A 16,329-nucleotide genomic window follows, 5' to 3' on the forward strand; every position below is an offset into this window, starting at 1 on the left:
TCAACCTCAACGACCAAAACCGAAGCCACTTCCCGCCATCAGCCCGGGCCGAACCGCTTTGCCGCCCCACAGGTCTCGGAAATGCCGTAGTTCGAGGTGCCCAGGTGTTGCCGGCGAAAAGAAACAGAGCGCCGTCGCCTTGCTCTTGCTTGAGGCGGCTATCGCCTGCTCGGCAGCTTAGGTTACAAGTCGAAAGACCCAGCAAGGTAGGCCGCAACCTTGGTTAAAGCCATCCGCGCCAAACCGCCAAGACCAACGTAAGTGGGCAGCTGAGGCCGTTCAGCGCTGGGTATGCGGGGGGCAGGATCGAAAGGCTTGGAGCTCAGGCAGGATTCCTTGGTGAGGAATAGACTTCCATCTCGTTTGTAACCGGTATGAGATTCTTGGTGCCGATGTCCGGCTACGCTTTTCTGATGCGCGGCGTATGGTGCGACCATCCGGGACGGAGGCACCGGGAGCACGAAGGTGGGGGCAGGCCGATGCACACGATGAGCTGCGAGCTCGTGTTAGTAGCTGGCCGCCTCCGCGACTCGCCCGGTTGAGCCGTGAGCGCGAATCCGGGCCAAGCGTGGCCCTCAGATTGCTGCCGTCGACGTGGCACGAAAATTGGCGGTTCTTTGCCGGCATATGCTGACGCAGCAAGAGGACTACCTCTGGGCGCGATCCAGTCTGGTCGCCCACAAGATGCGCAACATGGAGCTGCAGGCCGTCAAGCCGCATAAGAAAGGCAACCGCCGCGGTCCGACCTATGCTTACAATGTCAAGGAACTTTGGAATCAAGAGATGCGTGTCGCCGAGCGGGCCCAGGAGGGTTACGAACACTTCGTCGAGGCTTGGCGCCCGCGCCCGCCAAAGGAAAGGGCGCGGGCGCCTCAGTCCGGCAAGGCTCGAATAAGGCGGCCCGGCGGCGCTTTCAGCCGGTGCACCACGCTTCGCCACGAGGTCGCCCGCGCTGGACGACAATAGCTGACTGCGGCGGGTATTTCCAGTTGCGCCAGCCCTCGGCGCTTTGCACCCCCGATCCGATCGAGCATGCCGCCGTGCTCGGGCCGATCAAGGCCAAGCCTTGCGGTGGCCGCGTAAAACGCGGCCACCCTCGACTGCTCCTGCGCCCGGCGGCTGTGAAATGGGGCGATCGGGACGGAAGAACACCAGCGACGCGGTCGAACCAAAGAACATACTCGGGGAGGTTCCAGGGCTCGTCACAAAATAACGCTTGTCGATCTCATCCGTCGTGGGCAATCACTTGTTCAGTTTCGGTAGACCAGAATGATGTCGTTTTGCCTGCCTGATGGCCCCAACGCCGCTGTGTAGGGCATGGGACGGAGCCGATCCGCCCGGCGTCGCCTATGTCTACGCGCCCGACCGCAAGGCGGAGCGGCCGATCGCCCATCTCGCAGGCTTCACCGGCATCCTGCAGGTTGATGGCTATGGCGGCTATCGCGTGCTCGCCGACAAGAGCGGGGTAACGCTCGCATTCTGCTGGGCACATCTATGGACGCCCCCGACTTTGCAAGGACTTTATGCGCGGCTTCGGCAATGCCTGCGGCTGCAGTCATCTATTCGGCCTCTACGATGTGGAGCACCCTGCGCCACGGGCCTTGATGGAATATCCGCGAACCGGCCCCCAATCACGTTGCGCGAGCTCGAGGCTCGATGCGCCCAACGGGTTCACCCGGTCCCGGTACGCCCGGTCTTGCCATCACCTGCTTACTTACCCTCGCAACCGCATCAGCCCGAAGCCGGGCCGATTAGAATGGCGGCGAAGATCATGCCGCTTCACGCGCCAGTGCGCCGTAGGTTCCACCGTATCGCAGCAATGCCCACACAACTCGTGCCGTCTTGTTTGCGATCGCCACGACCGCAACATTGGCAGGCCGCCGGTCCCTCAATTTAGCGAGCCAAATCCAGGTGCGTCCTCGCCAGCGCATGATCGAACGGCTACCGTGAATCAGCAGCTTGCGCAGATAGCCGTTCCCTCGTTTGCTGATCGAGCCGAGATGCTCCTTGCCGCCCGTGGAATGGCTGCTTGGGCACCAGCCCGAGCCACGCGGAAAAATGACGGCCGGATTTGAAGTCGGCCGGATCCCGCATCGACGAGACCAGGGCACTCGCGGTGACAACGCCGACCCCGGGTATCGTCATCAATCGTCGGCAGGCGCTGGAACCTCTCGCGACGGCAACCAGGTCGCTGTCGATCCGGGCGAGTTTGGTCTTCACCTCTCTTAGCTGTTCGACGAGATAACGTAGCGCATGCCGCGCCACAGGCGGAATACGCGCTTCCGATTCATCTTCGATCAGAACGGTCAGAAGGCCGATGTTGTGTGCCCGGTTCGGACCGATCACGCCGAATTCCGCCAGGTGACCGCGGATCGCGTTGATCAACTGGGTCCGCTGACGAACCAACATCTCTCGAACTCGGTGGATGACCAGGATCTCCTGCTGCATCTCTTCCTTGATGGGAACGAAACGCATCGTCGGTCGCGTGACTGCTTCGCAGATCGCCTCCGCATCGGCGGCATCATTCTTATTGGTCTTTACGTAGGGCCGAACGTATTGCGCCGGGATCAAGCGGACCTCGTGCCCCATACTGCGCAGCAGCCGACCCCAGAAATGTGCACCCGGGCAAGCTTCCAGCCCAACCAAGCAGCTCGGAAGGACGCGAAAGAACTGCTCCACGTCATCGCGCCTGAGCTTCCGTCGGACAATTGCTCTCCCATGCTCGTCAGCCCCGTGAACCTGAAAGACTGATTTGGCTATGTCGAGACCGACCACGTGAACTTCATCTGGCATGGCAATATCCTTTGTTTGACCACGCCCCATACTCCTCGCCACAGGGCGGAAGCGGAAGGGGGCGTCCATGCCATCACGTGCGCCGCCGCTTCTATGAACTGGCCGCTGCCGGCCCCGCGCCGATCGCCAGCGAGGCGCTCAAACGGATCGCCGAACTCTACAAGATCGAGGACGGCATCCGCGGCCGACCAGCCGATGAACGTCGTGTCGTGCGCCAGGAAAAGACCGTTGCGATCATCGCCGATCTTGAACCTTGGCTGCGCGAGAAGCTCGGCCTGATCAGCCAGAAGACCAAGCTCGCCGAGGCAATCCGCTACGCGCTCTCACGCTGGGAAGGCCTCGCGCGCTTCCTGAATGACGGCCGCATCGAGATAGACAGCAACACGGTCGAGCGTTCCATCCGTCCGATCGCGCTCAATCGCAAGAATGCCCTCTTCGCCGGCTCCGATGGCGGCGCCGAGCACTGGGCTGTCGTCGCCTCACTGATCGAAACCTGCAAGCTCAACGGCGTCGAGCCGCTCCGCTATCTCGCCGACGTCCTCACCAGGATCGTCAACGGACACCCCAACGGCCAAATCGACGAGTTGCTGCCCTGGGCCTACATCACCGCGCACGAACTCAAGGCCGTGGCCTGAGAACACCGCTTACCGAAGATCCCAGATTGTGGCGTTGCAGACATAGAAGGTTGGCACGCGCATTGCAGGACAGTCATGAAGGGCTAGTGATGGTGACAAGCATTGAAACCTTTGAGGTGCTTCGAAGAGATCCGTTTTCGAAAGGTGCCGGCCGATGCGTCCTTTTGAGCAGCGCAAGCTATCGGCGGAGCACTCCATAAGCGCATCACAGTTCCGCAAATGTCCTAACTAGATCTTCTGCTAACTTGTTTGATTTTGACCAATTAATAATCTTCCTGGATTCTCATCACACGGCCATACATGCCATCTACATCAGCTACAATTCATGTTTATAGTTATGTATATAGGCTATATTTTTGTTCATATTAATATCTGAACAAACTTTCCGATAAACCAGTCGCTTAATAGAAACCTCTAGAAATTTATCTGCTCTGTACGCATGTAAATAGCGAGTGTCATGGATCTCATATGGGAAAAAAATCGATATATGTCCTAGTGGCGGTCGCGGCTATAATTTTATGTGCAGCGTATCTGTCTTTTTTTTCGATGAACTCCGCGGAAAGCTCGCGAGGCGACGAAATGACGGGGATTGTTACGCGAGGTTCAGTTGAAGAAGTCGTATTAGCCCTGGGCACTCTCGAGCCGACTTCGATGGTCCGGGTTGGCACCCAGGTAACGGGCCAGATTAAGGCAATCCATGTTCGCGTCGGCCAGACCGTCATGCCTGGAGACCTTCTGGCGGAGGTCGACGCCGTGACAGAGCAAAACACCCTTAGAACTGCGAGGGCCAAGGTAGAGGACATGAAGGCCCAGAGGGACTTGAAGCAAATAGAAATACGGTTCGCGGAATTCGACTACCGCAGACAGCGTAGCCTCAGCAAGCATAATGCAGTCACTACCAAGGAGTTGGAAGAGGCTGAAAAAACATACCAGACGCTATTGGCCGATCTGGTCTCGCAGGAAGCCAAGATTCGGCAAAGCGAGGTCGAGGTTGAGTCCGCGCAAGCCGCTCTTGCACATACGCGGATCACAGCGCCCATGAACGGCAAGATCTTGGCGATCCCGATCGAGCCGGGACAGACGCTCAATTCTGCGCAGACTTCGCCAACGGTCGCCGTGCTCGCGAACCTTGACGAGATGACGGTAAAGATCCGGATTTCCGAGGTCGACGTCTGGCGTACAAGGCCTGGTCAAAACGCGTGGTTCACGATCATCGGAGATCCACAGACTCGCTACCAGACCACGCTTGAGGCGGTTGAATATGCACCGCCGTCCATCGCCGACGAGCCGGCGAACTATCGCTCCGCGGAGAAAGCGGAAGACAGCGCAATCTATTACCACGGCGTGCTTAGGGTGAAGAATCCTGAAGAAAAGCTGCGACCCAAGATGACCGCTCAAGTGCACATTTCTATGGGACGTGCGGATGATGTCTTACTTGTGCCGTGGGCCGCTCTTTCGCTGCGACAGGCGGACGGATCATACCTAGTCAACGTGAAGGACACAGGCGGCAAGGTAGCAGAGCGACCTGTTCGGATTGGCTATACGGACAGGATCCACGCTCAGGTGCTTGAAGGCCTTCGTCAAGGAGAGACCGTATTGCTCGGCGTATCCGAGCCAAACACAACGAGCTGAATGATGAACCATCTGATAGAGCTCCGCGATCTTGGCCGGTCGTTCAGCCTGGGCAGAGAAACCGTCGAGGCACTCGAAAGAATCAATCTCAATGTACAGCGCGGCGAATTCGTGGCGCTTGTGGGCGCGAGCGGGTCCGGCAAATCGACGCTCATGAATATCCTGGGGTGCTTGGATGCCCCGACAGCCGGCACTTACCGTTTGGCCGGGCAGGATGTCTCGGCCCTTGGTCAGGACGGGCTCGCAGAACTCAGGCGCAGGCATTTCGGCTTTGTGTTTCAGCGGTATCACCTCCTGAACTCGCTGAGCGCAATATCGAACGTCGAGGTGCCGGCTATCTATAGCGGCGTGTCGAAGTCGACGCGCCAAGCCCGAGCCAGGCGATTGCTGACCCAACTCGGTCTGGGAGATCGGCTCCATCATCGCCCAATGGAAATGTCGGGGGGGCAGCAGCAGCGCGTATCGATCGCCCGAGCATTGATGAACGGTGGAGAAATCATTCTTGCAGATGAGCCGACAGGGGCGCTCGATTCAAAGAACGGGGAGCTTGTTCTGGACCTCCTGAAGACCCTTCATGCGGAGGGACACACCATCATCATAGTTACACACGACATGTGCGTCGCTCGACACGCCGATCGGATCGTCGAGATCAATGACGGACAGATCGTCTCTGATCGACGCAGCGCCGCGAGTGGAGCGCCTCCCTTGCGCGACCTGGTTGATGTTGCGGAAAATGTCGGTTTCCTGACGAGCTTCCTCAGAAGAACGTCCGAGGCTGCCAGTATCGCATTGCGATCAGTTGCCGCACATCGGCTGCGTAGCGCTCTTACACTGCTCGGAATCGTCGCCGGCATCATGTCGGTGATTGCCGTCGTTGGTCTCGGTGAGGGTGGCCAGACGATCGTTCTCGACCAGATCAACAGCCTTGGCGCAAACTCGATCCGCATCTTCCCTGGCACCGGCTGGGATGACCGAAACCGCCGACATGCCGACAGCCTCACTCGCGACGACGCGGCCGCCCTGACAGAGCAATCCTACGTAAATAGTGTCAGTCCGGTGACCATGGATTCAGGGCAGCTCATGTTCGAGAGCAGGACCGCTGACGGAGAAATCATGGGCGTGAGCAACGCCTATTTCGACGTCGCGCACCGTCCCATAACGCAAGGCAACCGATTCACCGACGGTGGGAATGCCACTCTGCCGGAGGCGATCATCGATAGCAACACCCGACGAACGTTCTTCGGCAATTCAAGGACCCCGATTGGTGAGATCCTGGTCATCAAGGGTGTGCCCTTCGTGATTGTCGGTGCCGTTGGAGAGCAGGATGGGCAGCCGCAAGTGTTCATTCCACACCTCAGCGTGTTTTCCCGCATTTCGGGCTCGCAACGGCTGCGCGAGATAGACGTCCGAATCAATGGGAGCGTTGATACAAACGTTGCCGAGAAAGCCATGATAGCGTTCTTGGAGAAGCGTCACGGAACGCGGGATTTCTTCACATACAATAGCGATCAGCTACGGCGGTTGCTCCAGAAGACGACGCGAACTTTCTCGATGCTCTTGGTTTCCATCGGAGCTGTCGCTCTGTTGGTCGGAGGTATCGGCGTGATGAATATTATGCTGGTTTCGATCACCGAACGCACCAACGAAATCGGCTTGCGGATGGCTGTAGGAGCCCGGGCGAGCGATATTATGTTGCAGTTTCTGATCGAGTCCCTTGCCATCACTATCATGGGGAGTTGCGCGGGCGTCGCCCTCGCCTTCGGCCTTGGCGCGCTCGCCGGCTCCATCGAAACAACCATTCCGATGGTGATCTCATTGCACGCAGTCAGCGTCGCTTGCGTCATGGCTGTTATGATCGGTGCGATCTTTGGCTTTTTCCCTGCGAAAAAGGCGGCGCATTTGAAGCCCGTCGAGGCGTTATCTCGCGATTGATTGATGCTGACCACACAGGGACGTTGCGAACAGAGCAACGGTGCTAACATTTATCGTCATGGGCTGATAGCGCTCATCCGAGGCCGTCGAGTTCGCGGCGTTGGAATGGTGGACTGGTTCAACAATCGCCAGTTGCTGGAGCCCATCGGCAACATCCCGCCGGCCGAAGCCGAGGAGCGCTACCATGCCATGCTGGAAGAACCAGCCATGGCCGCGTGACTCAAACGAAACGGCCTCCGGCAAACCCGGGGCGGCTCATAGGGTCTAGTCAGTTCGGCATCGGTGAACCGATTCGGGAAGAGCCTCTCGCGATAGTCCAGTGGTAAGGCTATACGGACAGTGGCTTTTTGGGCGTTTGGGACTTTAGGAGCCCTTGTCTAACCAGGGCGGACATCGTGTTCCGTGCCGTTCTTTCCGATGTCTTGAGCACAAGGTGAACATCACCGCGCTCGAGTGATTCGTGCTTGAGGACCGCCGCTAAGAGAGCGGGCGCGCGTTTGTCGTCGCTGATGTCCTTGACCAGGAAGCGGTACCGATCCTCCAAGCGATCAAGGTCGAAAATCGCTGCGGAGAAGCGTATTTGATCGAGTGCCCCGGTAAGGAACCACTCGCAGAACTCCTTGAGGGCTGCTTCCGAGAGATCGCCTCGGCCATTGAGGTCCCCGCGACGAGGGCTGTCTGCATGGTCCATCATCCGTTTGTATTCGCCTCGATCCTCAAGGCTGCGGGCAAGGCCTCTGGAGATCGACCATAAGCCAAGTCCCCGATGCCTGCTTTCAGCGCCATCGCATGCGACAGTGGTGACACACGGCCATTGCCGTCCGGGAATGGGTGGATGTGTGGGCGGAAGCGATGGCAATGATACGAGTGGTCTTGACTGAACGTGAGAACAAAGCAAAAACATTCAAAGTGGATTTGGGGAGGCAGCGATTGCCTGTGCACATTGCAAATGACCCGGCGGACCTATTTCGTCACGTTAGCGCCGAGAAGGCCGCATTCTACCGCTGCATCATGGACGTCTTCGCAGCGGCGAAGCGGCAATATCGTTTGCAGTTGCGGCCCGACGAAGTGCTTGCCGAAGCCCGATGGCCGGACGGGCCGCCGCGCATTGAGGACGTGAATACGGCGCTCACTCAGCTTACGGAATGGGGCAATCTTGAATCGCATCCCGACACCGCGCGGGTTGCCAGCCTTAGCGACTTCTACCGTGCACGCTTTCTCTATCGCCTTTCGCAGGGCGGCGAGGCCGTGGAATCCGCCTTGGCAGTGTTCGTACAGACCTTGCAGCGCCGCGCTGAGCTGCAAACGGTGGCGCTCGAGGACATAGCGAGCCGACTGCAGGCACTTCAGGCGCTGGCCGAAGCAACCGAACCTGACGCGGCCAAGATCCACGAAACGCTACGGGATCTCGTGCGTGTCTTCGAAAGTCTGGCCGAGAACGCCCAGGCGTTCATGGCCGGCGTCGCGCGCAGCATCGAGCTGCAGCAAGCCGAAGCAGGGGTGGTCGCAAACTACAAGAAGCGGCTGATCGACTATCTGGAGCGCTTCATGGGTGATCTGGTGCGCCGTTCCGACACCATCGCACGCCTCATCCTGGCTTTGGAGCCGGGCATCGATGCCCTGCTTGGACAGGTGGCCGAGCGCGAATCGCGTGACGCGGCTCCCGGCGGCGCACGGGATCAGGTCGAGGCGCGGAAAGATTACCTGCAAGCCTGGCGAGAACGCTGGAAGGGGCTGCGCGGTTGGTTTCTCAGCACCGGCCACGAGCCCCCGCAAGCCGAGCTGTTGCGGGCGCGGGCACGATCGGCCATCCCCCAGCTTCTGGCTGCTATCGCCGCGCTGAATGAGCGGCGCAGCGGCCGCAGCGATCGCTCTGCCGACTTCCGCATGCTCGCCGGCTGGTTTGCCGCCTGCGCAGACAACGGCGAGGCGCACCGCCTTGCGCGGGCCGCCTTCGCCCTCAATCCGGCGCGGCATTTCTCGCTCAACGCCAACGCGGACGCCGAGCTGCCGGCCAGCACCTCCTGGGCCGACGCCGCGCCGCTCAAGATTCACCCGCGTTTGCGCGAATACGGCGAAGCGGCCCCGCGCGGACCGCTGCCGCGCGTGCGAGACCGCGCCGAAGAGCGAGCGTTCCTGGCACTTCAGCTCGCGGAGGAATCGCTGCAGGTCGAAGCGGCGCGCAAGCGCCTCGCCACCAGCCGCCCGGCGCGGCTTTCGGATCTGGGGGAACTCGACATACATGCCTTTGGTCTGTTTCTGGGCCTGCTCGGGGAGGCGCTAAGCGAACAAGCCGGACCGGACACGCAGGTGGAACGCCAGACGGGCGATGGCTTACTGCACATCCACTTGAAGCCGCTTGCCCCCGACAGCCGCGCCACGATAAACACGCCGCATGGCGTCTTTGCAGGGCGCGACCATCTGATCACCATCACGCCCTTGCAGGACAGTCGATGACAGCGACGAACGGCTCCAACGACAGTCGCGGAATTGGCCTGCTGCAGCAGCGCTTCCGGCGCGAGGAGTTCCGCGCCTGCGTGCGCGCCCTGCTGATGACGCCGTTGATAGGCCCGGCACATGAGGATTTCGCCGTCATACGCCGCCAGGCCGAATCATTGCGCGAATGGTTTTCTCGCGAGACGGGCTGGATATTACAAGTCGAGCGCGAGGGCGCGCGCCTCTACAAGCGGCCAGGAGACGTGACCGACGCCATGCGCGGCCTCCCCGGCTACGATCGCCGGCGCTACGTGCTGCTTAGCCTCGCCTGCGCGGTGCTCGAACGTGCCGACCCGCAGATCACTTTGCGCCTGCTAGGAGAGAGGCTGCTGGAGCTCGCCGCCGAGCCGATGCTCGACTTCACCTTCGTTCTCGAGGCGCAACACGAGCGGCGCGAACTGGTTTCGGTGTGCCGCACCTTGCTGAGCCTCGGGGTGTTGCACCGCGTGGCCGGCGACGAAGAAACGTTCGTGCAGGCCGGAGGCGATCAGGCGGATGCGCTCTACGACGTGCAACGCCGCATGCTCGCCGGCATGCTGGCGGCTGTGCGTGGCCCGTCCACTTGGTCACCGGAAGAAGCGCCCAAAACGCTCGAAGAGCGGCTACGCGCCCTTGTCGGCGAACATGTAGCGGACAGCGAGGAAGGTCGGCGCACGGCGCTGCGCCACCAACTCGCGCGCCGGCTTCTCGATGATCCGGTGGTCTATGTCGAGACGCTGGACACGGAAGCCCGAGCCTACTTCTTCAATCAGCGCGGCGCAATGGCGGCTCGCCTGTGCGAGGCCGCCGGCCTGGTGGCCGAGCAGCGCGCCGAAGGGCTGGCGCTGGTCGATGAAGCCGGTGTGCTGACCGACGTCGCCATGCCGGCCGAGGGCACCGACGCCCACGTAACGCTGCTGGTTGCCGAACACCTAGCCACCGGCCAAAGGCAGCGCCGGACGGATGGGGCCGGCACGGCACCGGCCACCGGCATGCGGGAGCACGACATTGCCGACTTCCTGCATGAGGCCAAGGGCCGGTATGGCCGCTACTGGCGCAAATCGGCGCGCGAGCCCGGCGCCGAGCGCGAGCTCGCCACCATTGCGATCGATCGATTGGAAAAGCTGCGACTTGCCGTGCGGATGGCGGGCTTCATACAGCCCCTGCCGGCGCTCGCGCGCTTCGCGCTGGGCGAGGCTGAGATTCGCGAAAGCCGCGGCGCCTCGACCAGGGCAGCCGGCCTTCGATTGGAATCGACATGAACCTGTTCGCCTTGCCTCCGGAAAAACCCGCCTTGCCGATGCCGACGCGGCAGCGCTGGCAGCCTCTGCGCCTGGGTCTGGTGGAGCTCTTCCACTACGACAGCGAGGAATTCTGGTTCCGCGACGGCCACCTGCTGCTGCGGGGCAACAACGGCACCGGCAAGTCCAAGGTGCTGTCGCTGACGCTGCCACTGCTGCTCGACGCGCAGCTCAAGTCTTCGCGCATCGAGCCCGACGGGGACGGCAGCAAGAAGATGGCCTGGAACCTGCTGATGAACAGCTATGACCGGCGCATCGGCTATACGTGGATCGAGTTTGGCCGCGTCGCGGAAGACGGCACGCCACGTTTTCTCTCGCTCGGCGCCGGCCTTTCGGCAACGGCGGCCCGTCCGCAGGTCGATAGCTGGTTCTTCCTGTTGGAAGACACCGACGGCGCCGCGCATCAACCAGGATCTGTGGTTGACGAGCGCGCAGCGTGTCGTACTGACCAAGGAGCGCCTGCGCGACGCGCTCGATGGTCGTGGCCAGGTGTTCGACACTGCAGCCGGCTACCGCCGCGCCGTCGACGAGCGCCTGTTCCATTTGGGCGCCAAGCGCTACGACGCGTTGATGGACACGCTGATCCAGCTTCGCCAGCCGCAGCTTTCCAGAAAGCCGGACGAGACCGCGCTTTCGAATGCCCTGACCGAGGCCCTGCCGCCGCTGGCGCCCGAATTACTCGGCGACGTTGCCGAAGCGCTTGGACAGTTGGAGGAAGACCGTCGTCAGCTCGACGAGTATCAGGCCCTGGTCAAGGCCGTCGGCCGTTTCGAAGAGCGTTATCGCATCTACGCCGGCACACAGACCCGCCGGCAGGCACGCTTGTTGCGCCAGGCCCAGACCGAGTTTGACAACGCCAGCCGGACACGAGGCGAAGCCCAGGTCCGGTTTGACGAAGCCCAAGCGCAAGAAACGCTGGCACGAACGACCCACGATGATGCGGAGATCGTGCTGACGCGAGGGCGCGCGCGTCTCGACACTTTGCGTTCCGACCCGACGATGCAGGACGCCAACCGCCTCGAAACCGCCGAAAGAGACAGGGCTGCACGACTGCAGGCGATGCAGAAGGCCACGGCGGCCGTCGAAGAGGCGGGCCGACGGCTGGGACTCAGCACGCAAGAAGCCGGACGCGCAATCCAGCGCGCGGACCAGGCCGAACGCGCATTGGCCCATCTGCGCCTGGAAAGTGCGACGCACGCCGATGCGGCGGGCATCGCTGGCCAGCATGCTGGAAATCCCCTCGCCACATCGCAAGCTTCCGCGCTGATCGAGCTGACGCAGCATGCTTTCGACGGGGCCTGCGGCGAGCTCCGCAACCTCGTTGTCGGCCGGCGTGAGCAGATTGCCCAGTTGCGTCGCCGCCACGACGAAGTCGCGCGGGCCGAGGCCGCCTATGCGCGGCGCTGCGAAGTCCAAGATGAAAGGCGCATCGCAGCTGAAGAGGCTGCCGAAAGTCGGACCCAAGCCGACACTAAGTTCGAACAGCAAGGCCGTGCTCTGGTGGAGAGCTGGGACCGCTATTTTATCGGCCTAAAACAATTGCTGGTCGATCCCGACGGCAGATCCGCGGCATTGACGGCCCTGGCGGAATGGACAATAACGCTCCAAGGTGACAACCCCACCCTCCGGCTTCTGCAAGCGGCATATCAAGGGGCCAGCCTTTCGCTGACTCAGCGTCGCGTAGCGCTCGACGGCCAAAGGCAGGCGCTGGAGATGGAATACGACACCCTGAAAGACGAACGCGGACGCCTGGAAGCCGGCGACGAAATGGCGCCGCCCCTGCCCTATACGCGCGATGCCTCTGTCCGCGATGCACGTCAGGGCGCGCCGCTCTGGCAAGTGGTCGATTTTCGCGGCACGGTGGCTGCCCCGCAACGCGGCGGCCTTGAAGCCGCGCTCGAAGCCGCCGGGTTGCTGGACGCCTGGATAGCGCCTGACGGACGCCTCCAAGCCGGCGATGGCGGCACCCTACCTTACGATACGCAGGCTGTGGAACGACAAAAGCACTCTCCATCGCTCGTTGACTGGCTGGAAGCCACCGTCTCGGCCGGCTGCGTCGTGCCAGCCAACATCATCGAGCGCGTGCTGTCGGGCATCGCCTGCGCGGACGACGATCCGATCGACAGCGAGGCCTGGATCGCCCCCGACGGCCGCTTCCGCCTCGGCGCATTGTCCGGTGCGTGGGGCAAGCCAGAGGCAGTCTACATCGGCCACGCGGCCCGCGCCGCAGCCCGCGGGCGGCGGTTGGCCGAGATTGCTGGCCGCCTCGCCCAACTCTCCGTTGAGTTGACGGATGTGCGAGCCAAGGTGGAGCAGCTCGCGCTGTATCGGGAACAGGCCGACGAAGAGTGGCGGCTTGCGCCCGCCGACGAGGCGTTGCGGGTCGCTCATTTGACCGCCACCGCTAGCGCCCAAGCCGCGCGTCTCGCCAGCGAAAAGCTGGCCGAAGCAGACACACGGTGTCGCGAGGCCGAACAGGCGCTCACGGCAGTGCGCGAGCAGCTTGCCGCGGATGCCGTTGACCAGCGCCTGCCCGAAATACCCGAAGCGCTGCCTGCCATCCAAGCAGCGCTCGATCATTATCGCGATGCGCACGTCCGGCTCGAACAAGTGGCCCATGAGGTCCGTCTGGCACTGCCGGAGCGGCAACGTCAGCGTGCCCGCGAGAGTGAGGCACGCCACGATGTGCGGCAGCGCGAAGAGGAACTCGCGACAGCCCGTGTTGAAGCGGAAGACGCCTCTGCTCGGCTCGACGTGCTGCGCGAAACGGTCGGCGCCAAGGTCGAGGAATTGCAGCGGCAACTGACCGATGCGCGCCGTGTGGTCGAAGCCGGTGAAGCCGCCCTGAAGCTCGCCGGCGAAGCCTGGCGCAAGGCAAGTGAGGCGCGTGCGGTTGCCGGCCAGCAGGCTGAGACGGCGAACCTCGTTCTTCAGCAGCGCGGCGAGGCCCGCGCCAAGGCGATCTCCACATTGCAGCAATTCTCGGGCACGGGCCTGCTGTCGGCCGCCCTGCCGCATGTTGAAATGCCCGACATGAGCGTTCAGTGGACGATCGACCCGGCGTTGACGCTGGCCCGCCGCGCCGAACAGGATCTGTCGAACCTCAAGGACGACGACGAGGCGTGGGCGCGCGTCCAGCGGCAGACAGCTGAAGAACTGACCGAGCTGCAGCGCGCGCTTGGCGCGCTCGGCCACCAGGCCCAGGCCGACCCCAGCGATTGGGGTTTCAGGGTGGATATCGTCTATCAGAACCGGCGCGAACGGCCCGACCGCCTTGCCACGCGCCTCGCCGAAGAGATCGCCCAGCGCAGCGAACTGCTCACCGCCAACGAACGGGCTGTTCTGGAGAACCATCTGCAGGCTGAAATCGCCGCGGAAATCCAGCGCCTGTTGCAGGGCGCCGAACGTCAAGTCGACGCCATCAACGGCGAGTTGCACAAACGCCCTACCTCCACCGGCGTACGCTATCGCCTGTTGTGGCAGCCACTGCTAGAAGAGGAAGGAGCGCCGGTGGGCCTCGACGTGGCGCGCAAGCGCCTGCTCAACACCAGCGCGGACCTTTGGTCGTCAGGCGACCGGAGCGTCGTCGGTGCGATGCTGCAACAGCGCATCTCCGCCGAGCGGGAGCGCGCTGATTCCAGCGGTGGAAAAGACAGCGGCGGGACCTTGCTCGACCAGCTGGCCCGCGCCCTGGATTATCGCCACTGGCACCGCTTCCGCGTCGAACGCTGGCAGGAGGGACATTGGCGCAAGCTTTCCGGACCCGCCTCGAGCGGCGAGCGGGCGCTCGGTCTGACGGTGCCGCTGTTTGCTGCGGTCGCCAGCTTCTACAGCCAGGGCAGCCACGTCCTAGCCCCGCGGTTGATGCTGCTCGACGAAGCCTTCGCCGGCATCGATGACACAGCACGCGCGCATTGCATGGGTCTGATCCGCGAGTTCGATCTGGACTTCGTCATCACCAGCGAGCGCGAGTGGGCGTGTTATGCTGAACTGCCGGGCGTCGCCATCTGCCAGTTGCAGCGGCGCGAAGGTATCGACGCCGTGTTCGTGTCGCGATGGAGCTGGGACGGCCGGGAAAAGACGTCCGAGGCCGATCCCGATCGCCGCTTTGCGCCAGCATGAACGACCAGGCCGACCCGCGACTTCAACGCCTGCTCGGCGGTGAGCACCTCGCCTTGCTGCGCAAGCGGCTGCGCCAACGCTTCGAGCGCGCTCCGCTCGGCGGCACTGTCGATCCTATTCGCGTCGCCGGGCTTAGCGCGGAAGAACACGCAACACTGGCCTCGCTGCTCGGTCGCCCGCAGCGCCGCTCCAAGTCCCTACAAATCAACGTCCGCCAGGTCGATGCCGACCTGCTGCACTCCGGCATCGCCACGTCCCTGCGCGATGCGTTGGAAAAGCTCGACGGCCCCATCGTTCATCTCGCCGGGATGCGCCTCCATCTGCAAACAGTGTGGTCCGGTGTAATCGAGGGTTGCAGGCATTCCGGCTTGGCCAGCTTGCTGCTGACACCGGAGGGCATCGGCCTGCTCAAGCGGATCGCTCGGCGGGATGCGATCGCTGCATCGGAGCTTTGCCGACGCGCCGAAGAGGTGCTGCGGTATCTGCCGGCGAAAGGCATCACGCGTTCGCAATTGGCTGCGGACGTTCTGGGCGATGCCCATGCGCTTGACAACGGCCGCGGGGTCGCGACACTCGTGTTGGCAGTCTGGCGCCAGACCGCCACGCCCGCTGATGACCCGGCCGCACCCGTTGCCAACGAAGATGGCAAGACGATACGGAAATCGAGCGAGGACATCGATCTGATCCCGGCCGGCGGTGCGGAGCGAGCCCGCGAGACGTGGGCCAGAGCAGGGGTTCTGGTCAATGAGCTGGCACGCCCTGCCCTGTCCCTGAACCTGCCGACAAGCGGGACAGAAAGCGATCGTTGGCGCTTGGGAGAGCCAGCCTATGCATCGCTGCGATCGCTGCTGCGCTCGCCGCCCCGATGGGATGCAACGGGCCGTAACGTCTACGTGTGCGAAAATCCCAACCTGCTCGCCATCGCCGCTGACCGATGGGGAGCTGGCTGCGCCCCGCTGGTCTGCACCGATGGTATGCCAGCGGCTGCCCAACGATGCCTTCTGGCCCAACTCGCGCAGGCGGGCGCGCGCCTCTACTATCACGGCGATTTTGACTGGCCCGGATTGCGCATCGGCAACCACATCATGCGCGAACATGGTGCCGAGCCATGGCGCTTTGGCGCCGTCGACTATATAGCCGCCGTGCGAACAGCTCCGAGCCTGGCCCACCCGCTTGGAGGAAAGGCGGTCGAAGCAGCATGGGACGGAGCGCTGACGCTGGCCATGCTTCAGCATCGCGTGGCCATCGCCGAGGAGGCCCTGGCTGCCTCGTTATTGCAGGATCTTGATGATCGATAAACCTGATTTCTATATCCTCATAGCCCATCGCAAAGGGCAAAAGTTTAGACTTAATCTGACAGACGGTGTCATAAAGCTGAACCGAGAGCCGAGGCCGGGCGCGGAGTGGTCAGGGTTCGCAGCGCCCGGCCTCGGCGTGAA

General features: G+C 62.4%; 8 protein-coding genes and 4 pseudogenes. 10 read left to right on the top strand and 2 right to left on the bottom strand.

What is annotated here, in order from left to right; genetic code table 11:
* Window positions 1–552: 552 nt before the first annotated feature.
* Both ACFFNA_RS41290 and ACFFNA_RS23310 read left to right on the top strand, forming a co-directional pair.
* Window positions 553–895 (top strand): annotated as a pseudogene (locus ACFFNA_RS41290) (IS110 family RNA-guided transposase); the annotation flags it as partial.
* 417 nt (window positions 896–1,312) lie between these two features.
* A pseudogene (locus ACFFNA_RS23310) lies at window positions 1,313–1,495 on the top strand (IS66 family transposase); the annotation flags it as partial.
* Window positions 1,496–1,769: 274 nt separating this feature from the next.
* On the opposite strand, the gene ACFFNA_RS41395 reads toward ACFFNA_RS23310, so the two are convergent.
* Window positions 1,770–2,060, bottom strand: coding sequence for a transposase (locus ACFFNA_RS41395; protein ID WP_514132022.1), 291 nt, complete (start codon window positions 2,058–2,060; stop codon window positions 1,770–1,772).
* Window positions 1,942–2,862 (bottom strand): IS110 family RNA-guided transposase, encoded by a 921-nt coding sequence (locus ACFFNA_RS23315; RefSeq protein WP_514132023.1) that lies wholly within the window; start codon window positions 2,860–2,862, stop codon window positions 1,942–1,944. The genes ACFFNA_RS41395 and ACFFNA_RS23315 overlap by 119 nt, the downstream gene beginning before the upstream one ends.
* A gap of 5 nt (window positions 2,863–2,867) precedes the next feature.
* Here ACFFNA_RS23315 and tnpC point away from each other — a divergent pair.
* The 8 genes and pseudogenes from tnpC to ACFFNA_RS23355 all read left to right on the top strand — a co-directional run.
* A pseudogene (gene tnpC / locus ACFFNA_RS23320) lies at window positions 2,868–3,428 on the top strand (IS66 family transposase); the annotation flags it as partial.
* 579 nt (window positions 3,429–4,007) lie between these two features.
* Window positions 4,008–5,060 (top strand): efflux RND transporter periplasmic adaptor subunit, encoded by a 1,053-nt coding sequence (locus ACFFNA_RS23325; protein WP_378921951.1) that lies wholly within the window; start codon window positions 4,008–4,010, stop codon window positions 5,058–5,060.
* Between the two features lie 3 nt (window positions 5,061–5,063).
* On the top strand, window positions 5,064–6,992 hold the full coding sequence (locus ACFFNA_RS23330) for an ATP-binding cassette domain-containing protein (RefSeq protein WP_095084244.1): 1,929 nt from the start codon (window positions 5,064–5,066) through the stop codon (window positions 6,990–6,992).
* Between the two features lie 70 nt (window positions 6,993–7,062).
* Window positions 7,063–7,211 (top strand): annotated as a pseudogene (locus ACFFNA_RS23335) (IS3 family transposase); the annotation flags it as partial.
* A gap of 654 nt (window positions 7,212–7,865) precedes the next feature.
* On the top strand, window positions 7,866–9,449 hold the full coding sequence (locus ACFFNA_RS23340; protein WP_378921953.1) for a TIGR02677 family protein: 1,584 nt from the start codon (window positions 7,866–7,868) through the stop codon (window positions 9,447–9,449).
* On the top strand, window positions 9,446–10,729 hold the full coding sequence (locus ACFFNA_RS23345) for a TIGR02678 family protein (protein WP_378921955.1): 1,284 nt from the start codon (window positions 9,446–9,448) through the stop codon (window positions 10,727–10,729). Before ACFFNA_RS23340 ends, ACFFNA_RS23345 begins: the two co-directional genes overlap by 4 nt.
* A gap of 459 nt (window positions 10,730–11,188) precedes the next feature.
* Window positions 11,189–14,890 (top strand): TIGR02680 family protein, encoded by a 3,702-nt coding sequence (locus ACFFNA_RS23350; RefSeq protein WP_378921957.1) that lies wholly within the window; start codon window positions 11,189–11,191, stop codon window positions 14,888–14,890.
* Window positions 14,887–16,188: a TIGR02679 family protein gene (locus ACFFNA_RS23355; RefSeq protein ID WP_378921959.1), complete on the top strand. Its 1,302-nt coding sequence runs from the start codon at window positions 14,887–14,889 to the stop codon at window positions 16,186–16,188. Before ACFFNA_RS23350 ends, ACFFNA_RS23355 begins: the two co-directional genes overlap by 4 nt.
* Window positions 16,189–16,329 lie beyond the last annotated feature (141 nt).

The organism is Mesorhizobium kowhaii (assembly GCF_042431665.1).
In the GTDB taxonomy this organism is placed as follows: domain Bacteria; phylum Pseudomonadota; class Alphaproteobacteria; order Rhizobiales; family Rhizobiaceae; genus Mesorhizobium; species Mesorhizobium kowhaii.